The organism is Methylacidimicrobium cyclopophantes, assembly GCF_902143385.2.
Classification (GTDB): Bacteria; Verrucomicrobiota; Verrucomicrobiia; order Methylacidiphilales; family Methylacidiphilaceae; genus Methylacidimicrobium; species Methylacidimicrobium cyclopophantes.
Genome location: NZ_CABFUZ020000168.1, coordinates 1 through 5809, shown reverse-complemented (window position 1 = coordinate 5809; position 5809 = coordinate 1). Strand labels below are relative to the sequence as shown.

Genomic DNA, 5809 nt, shown 5'->3' with positions numbered 1-5809 from the left:
AGGCGGCCGCCGAAGAGCAACACCGTCTCGGCCGGCTCCGGCAGGTGGATTGCCATCGTCAGAGATCTTAACGGAGAAGGCGATTTGCTAAAAGAGAAAAGAAAGCAAACCCTGCAACTTTTCCACCCGCGTCCGCTTGGCCGCGGCTTGACAAGGGAGGGAGCGGGGGATTGAATCCAACCATTAACGCCGTCTTAAAAGATCACCGGAACTTATTGGTCGGGTAGCTGGCTCTCTCCGAGAGCGAGAGAACGTTCCTCCTTATGTGGCTCGTCCGATTGGCATTGCGCAAACCGTACACCGTTGCGGTGATGGCGGCGCTCATCTTCGTCCTGGGTCTTTTGACGATCGAGACCACGCCGACCGACATCTTCCCCGAAATCGATATTCCGGTCGTGAACGTCGTCTGGTTCTACCAGGGGCTGACCCCGGAGGACATGACCAACTACATCACCACCTTCAGCGAGTTCACGCTGACCCAGTATGTCGACAACGTCCAGAGGGTGGAATCGCGGACCCTCTACGGGCTCAACGTGATCCGGATGTATTTCCAACCAGGGGTGAGCATCGACGCGGCGCTCGCGGAGGTAGGAGCGATCTGCCAAACGGTGATCAAGCGGATGCCATTGGGAACGACCCCTCCCTACGTCCTCCGATACTCCGCTTCGGAGGTGCCCGTCATCCAAGTAGCCGTCAGCGGGAAGACCAAGTCGGCCGCCGAGCTCTTCGACTACTCCTGGTATGTGTTGCGCCGGGACTTGGCGACCATTCGAGGCTCGACTTGGCCGCCGCCGTGGGGAGGGACTCCCCGGTTCATCATGGTCGACACCGATCCGAATCAGCTGCTGGCCCGGGGTTTGACGGCCGACGAGGTGATGAACGCCATCAACGATCAAAACCTCGACCTGCCTTCCGGGGACGTGAAGATCGGAGACTACGACTACCTGGTGAGCGTCAACAACGTTCTCAAAAAGATCTCCAAGATGAACGACTTCCCGATCCAAAAAGTGAACGGGCAGCTCGTTTATATGCATGACATCGGCCATGTTCGGGACGGGGGGGCTGTGCAATGGAACGTCGCCCACGTCAACGGAGTCCCCGCCGTCGTCATGCCGATGCTCAAGAATGGACTGGCCTCCACCCTCCAGCTCGTGGCCGATCTTCGCAAGCTGATTCCGGCCTCCCGGGCCGCCGCCCCCGAGGGAACGGAAATCCGAGAAATCTTCGACCAGTCGGTCTTCGTCAAAGCCTCGGTGGAAGGGGTGGTGAAGGAAGGGCTCATCGCCGCCACCTTGACCGGGATCATGATCCTCGTCTTCCTGGGGAGTTGGCGGAGCACCCTCATCGTCCTCACCTCGATCCCCCTTTGCATCCTGGTCGCCCTCTTCCTGCTGAGTCGAATGGGATACACGATCAACATCATGACCCTCGGCGGCCTCTCCCTGGCCGTCGGAGTTCTGGTGGACGACGCGACGGTGGAAGTCGAGAACATCCATCGCAACCATGGCCTAGGCAAGCCGCTGATCCAAGCGATCCTCGACGGAGCGCAGCAGATCGCGGCGGCCGCCTTCATGGCGACCCTCTCGATCGCGATCGTCTTCACCTCCGTGATCTTCCTGGAAGGCCCGCCGAAGTTCCTCTTCACGCCGATGGCCTTGGGCGTCTCCTTCGCGATCCTTTTTTCCTACTTCCTCTCGCGGACCCTCGTGCCGACGATGGCCGACATGCTGATCGGGGCGGAGGAGGAGGAGGAGCATCGGCGGATCGCCGCGGGCAAACCGGAAGGACGATTCCGCCAATTCCACCGGCGCTTCGAGGAGCGTTTCGAGGCGTTTCGGGAGCGCTATGCGGCGGCCTTGAAGCTGGCGCTCCACCATCGGGTAGCGGTCTTCGTCCTCCTCGGGGTGTTGCTCGTCATGACCGCCTTGGTCTTCCCCTGGACCGGACGGGATTTCTTCCCGTCGGTCGACGCGGGGAAGTTTCGGCTCCACGTCTTTACTCCACCCGGCACCCGAATCGAGGTCACCCAGCGGATCTTCAGCCAGATCGAGCAGTACATCCGCTCGAGGATTCCGGAAGAGGAGATCGATTCGATCGTCGACAACATGGGCATCCCCTTTTGGTATCCAGCGGCCTTGGCCTACAGCGATACGATCAACGAGGGGACCTTCGACGGAGAAATTCTGGTCTCCCTGAAGGAGGACCACCGTCCTACGCCCTATTATATGAAAGAGCTGCGGGAAGAGCTCCCCCGCCGCTTCCCGGGATGCCGCTTCTTCTTCCAGGCCGCGGACATGGTGAACCAGATCCTCAACTTCGGTTCGGCGGCGCCAATCGACATCCAGGTTTCCGGGAAGAACGAGAAGCTGATCTCCGACGTGGCCAATGGAATTCAGCGGGAGGTGCGCCGAATCCCGGGAGCGGTCGATGCGATCGTCTACCAGATGCGTCAGCCCTATCTCCACCTGGAAGTCGATCGGATTCGGGCGCTCGATCTGGGAATGACCCAGAAGCAGGTGGCGGACAATGTGCTCAACCAGTTGAGCTCGAGCTACGTGGTTGCTCCCAACTATTGGGCGGATCCCGAGACGACCATCAACTACCCCCTGGTCGTGCAGAGTCCGCAGTACAAGCTCGACTCCCGGAATTGGCTCTTGAACATCAACGCGGGCGTCCCCTCGACGGAGACCTATTCTCGGCTGATGGCCTCCCGCAAGGAGCCCCAGTTGATCAGCAACATGCTCGAAATTCAACGGACACGGAAGAGCGCCGTCATTAGCCATTATAATATGAAGCCGCTCAAGAACGTCTTCGTGAACATCCAGGGAAGGGACCTCGGGGGAGTTTCGAGCGCCGTCGAGAAGGTGGTCGATAAGTATCAGAAACAGCTTCCACCCGGTTACGAAATCCACGTGCGCGGACAAGCCCAGAGCATGAACAGCGCCTTCCTCCGATTGGGCCTCGGAACGGTTTTTGCCATCATGATGGTCTATTTCCTGCTTGTGGTGAACTTCCAAGGATGGCTCGACCCCTTCATCATTTTGACGGCGCTCCCGGTCGGAGGCTGCGGGATCATCTGGATGCTCTACCTCACCGGGACGACGCTTAACGTCCCGTCGCTGATGGGGACGATCATGACTGTGGGCGTTTCCACCTCGAACAGCATTCTTTTGATCACCTTCGCCAACGAGGCGATGCGCAACGGCAACGATGCGTTGACGGCGGCGTGGCTCGCGGGGAAGATTCGTCTGCGGCCGGTTGTCATGACGGCGGGGGCGATGATCCTGGGGATGCTGCCCATGTCGTTGGGATTGGGAGAGGGAGGAGAGCAGAACGCCCCGTTGGGCCGGGCGGTGATCGGCGGCCTGCTCTTCGCCACGGTCGGCACCCTCTTCGTGGTTCCGGTGATCTATTCCCTCATTCGAGGACGCGGGGAGATTAGAGAATGAAGATGCCGAGAGCCTTCGAGGAAAGGGACGGGGAGGAGAAGACCCCGAAGAAGGGGAAGAAGGAGCTTTTGTCGGACCTGCTCGATCGGTGGAGCCATTCTGCTCATGGGGGGGACCAGGTTGCCGAGCCTCCGGAGCCGGAATCGATTCCGGGGGAGGAGAAGCCTCCGCAGAAGGAGGGTGGGGAGCCTTCCAAGGGAAAGGGCGGAGTCCGCCGCTTTGCGATCCTCTTCGCCGGAGTCTTGTTCCTTCTCTTTTTGATCGGGCAGATCCCGCGGTTTTTTAACCGGATCGCACTCCATCGGGCGATGGTGGCCGGCGAGAAGGTCGCCGTTTCGGTGATTTTGCCCCAAAAGCCAAAGCCCGTGAGCGATCTGCTCCTGCCGGGAACCGCGCGGGGTTACTACGAAACGCCGCTCTGGGCGCGGGTCAACGGCTACATCAAAAACTGGTGGGTCGATATCGGCGAACGGGTTCGAGAAGGCCAGCTCATGGCCGAGATCGACGCGCCCGACATCGACAAGTCGGTCGAGGCGCAGCAAGGAGTGCTCCACTCTGCGGAAGCAAACCTCGTCCTCGCCCGAATCACGCTCGATCGTTGGAAGGAGTTGATCAAAACCCGTGCCGTTTCGCAACAAGCGCTCGATGAAAGACAGGCGGTCTACGACGCCGCACTCGCCCGAGTCAACGCGGCGCGTGGGCAGCTCCAGCACTACGAGCAGCTGCAAGGATTCGAGAAGATCGTGGCCCCCTTTTCGGGGATCGTCACCGCGCGCAACATCGACGTGGGCACCCTCGTCTCTCTCGGAAGCGAAAAGGGGGTACACGAGCTCTATCGGGTCGCGGTCAACGACCTGATGCGCGTCTACGTCGCGGTCCCGCAGAACTATGTTCCCCAGATCCAGTTGGGCACCTGGGCCGACGTGACCGCCTCCGAGCTTCCGGGGGTGATCTACCATGGACTCGTCGTTCGGACGGCGCAGGCGGTCGATCCTCTCTCCCGGACGCTGCTGACCGAAGTGGACGTCGGGAATCCCGATGGAAAGATCGTCGTCAACATGTATGTCGACGTGATCTTCCATCTGCCGACCGTCAGCACCCTTCTCATCGTCCCGGTCAACGCGGTCCTCTACCGGGCCGAAGGGACCTTCCTGCTGACGGTGGACAAGCAGTCGAGGGTTCACTATCGGAAGGTGGAGCTCGGCCACGATCTTGGGAACGAGATGGAGATCAATTCGGGGCTCCAGCCGGACGAAAGGGTCATTCTCAACCCACCCGAGTCTCTGGAGGAAGGGGAAGAGGTCATCGTCGCCGCCGATCTGAGCAAGCCGGGGAAAGACAAATCCGAGAAAGAGGGGGGGAAGAAGAAACATGGGAGCGGTTGAACCTTCGAGCCGGAGTGTGCGCGTGGAGAGCGCAGCCGGGGGCATGCGGAAGTCGGAGGAGCGCGTTGCCTTCTTCAGCGTGGAGTCTCCCGGAAGGCGTTGGGTTTTCCCGTATGGGAGGATTCTCTTCGCCCACGCCGATGGCGAAGGCCACCGCTTTTTCATGCGGACCATGAGCCATGACCTCTGGGTCACAGGCAAGGAGCTCTGGAATCTGATCGCACTCTTCCAGCAGGAGCGCCTGGCGGACATCCGTCCCGGCAGCAACGAGTGGGGGACGGTCGAGGAGATCGAAATCAACGAGAACCCGGCGGGAATGTTTCATTAGCGAACCTTTCCGCATTTTCCGGCGGAACGCATTCGAAGAGAGGTGAAGATCGGAGTCGTCGGAGCGGGGGCGGTGGGCGCCTACTACGGAGCCCGGTTGGCCAGAGCGGGGAGCGAGGTCGTCTTTCTCCTCCGGAGCGATTGGGAAGCGGTCCTTCGACGCGGGATTTGGATCGAGGAGCGTGGGAAGGAGTCCTTCCACCTCTATCCAGTTCGAGGATTTCGCAGGACCGAGGAGATGGGGCCGTGCGACCTCATCATCGTTGCGCTCAAGACGACCGCCCGGGAAGCCCTCCGCGAGCTCCTGCCTCCGCTGCTCAAGACCGGCACCATCCTCTTGGCCCTGCAAAACGGCTTGGGCAACGAGGAGTGGATGGCGGAAGCCTTCCCCGGATACAGGATCCTCGGCGGCATCGTCTTCGGCTGCCTCACTCGGATCGCGCCCGGGAGAGTGGAAAACACCGGCTTCGGAAAGATCGAGCTTGGAGCCCATGAAGGAGGCAGCGAGGCCCTTTTGCGGGAGATCGCCCTTCTCTTCGAGCGGGCGGGAGTGCCTTGCACCGTCGTCGAGAACTTAGAGGCGGCGCGATGGCGCAAGCTCGCCTGGAACATTCCGTTCAACGGCGTTTCGGTCGCGGCGGGAGGCCG

General features: G+C 60.8%; 4 protein-coding genes. All 4 read left to right on the top strand.

The features are described 5' to 3' along the window. Window positions 1-263 precede the first annotated feature (263 nt). Window positions 264-3449: an efflux RND transporter permease subunit gene (locus FN369_RS07750; protein WP_142525603.1), complete on the top strand. Its 3186-nt coding sequence runs from the start codon at window positions 264-266 to the stop codon at window positions 3447-3449. Then, complete coding sequence (locus FN369_RS07745; protein WP_246189617.1) at window positions 3446-4834, top strand: efflux RND transporter periplasmic adaptor subunit; 1389 nt, start codon at window positions 3446-3448, stop codon at window positions 4832-4834. Before FN369_RS07750 ends, FN369_RS07745 begins: the two co-directional genes overlap by 4 nt. After that, on the top strand, window positions 4821-5162 hold the full coding sequence (locus FN369_RS07740; protein ID WP_142525602.1) for a hypothetical protein: 342 nt from the start codon (window positions 4821-4823) through the stop codon (window positions 5160-5162). The genes FN369_RS07745 and FN369_RS07740 overlap by 14 nt, the downstream gene beginning before the upstream one ends. Before the next feature lie 42 nt (window positions 5163-5204). Continuing rightward, the coding region (locus tag FN369_RS07735) for a 2-dehydropantoate 2-reductase (protein WP_142525601.1) at window positions 5205-5809 on the top strand (605 nt) is incomplete at its 3' end.

Coding starts and splice junctions, on each gene's coding strand:
- FN369_RS07750 (WP_142525603.1), top strand. CDS start 264: ATGTGGCTCGTCCGATTGGCATTGCGCAAACCGTACACCGTTGCGGTG.
- FN369_RS07745 (WP_246189617.1), top strand. CDS start 3,446: ATGAAGATGCCGAGAGCCTTCGAGGAAAGGGACGGGGAGGAGAAGACC.
- FN369_RS07740 (WP_142525602.1), top strand. CDS start 4,821: ATGGGAGCGGTTGAACCTTCGAGCCGGAGTGTGCGCGTGGAGAGCGCA.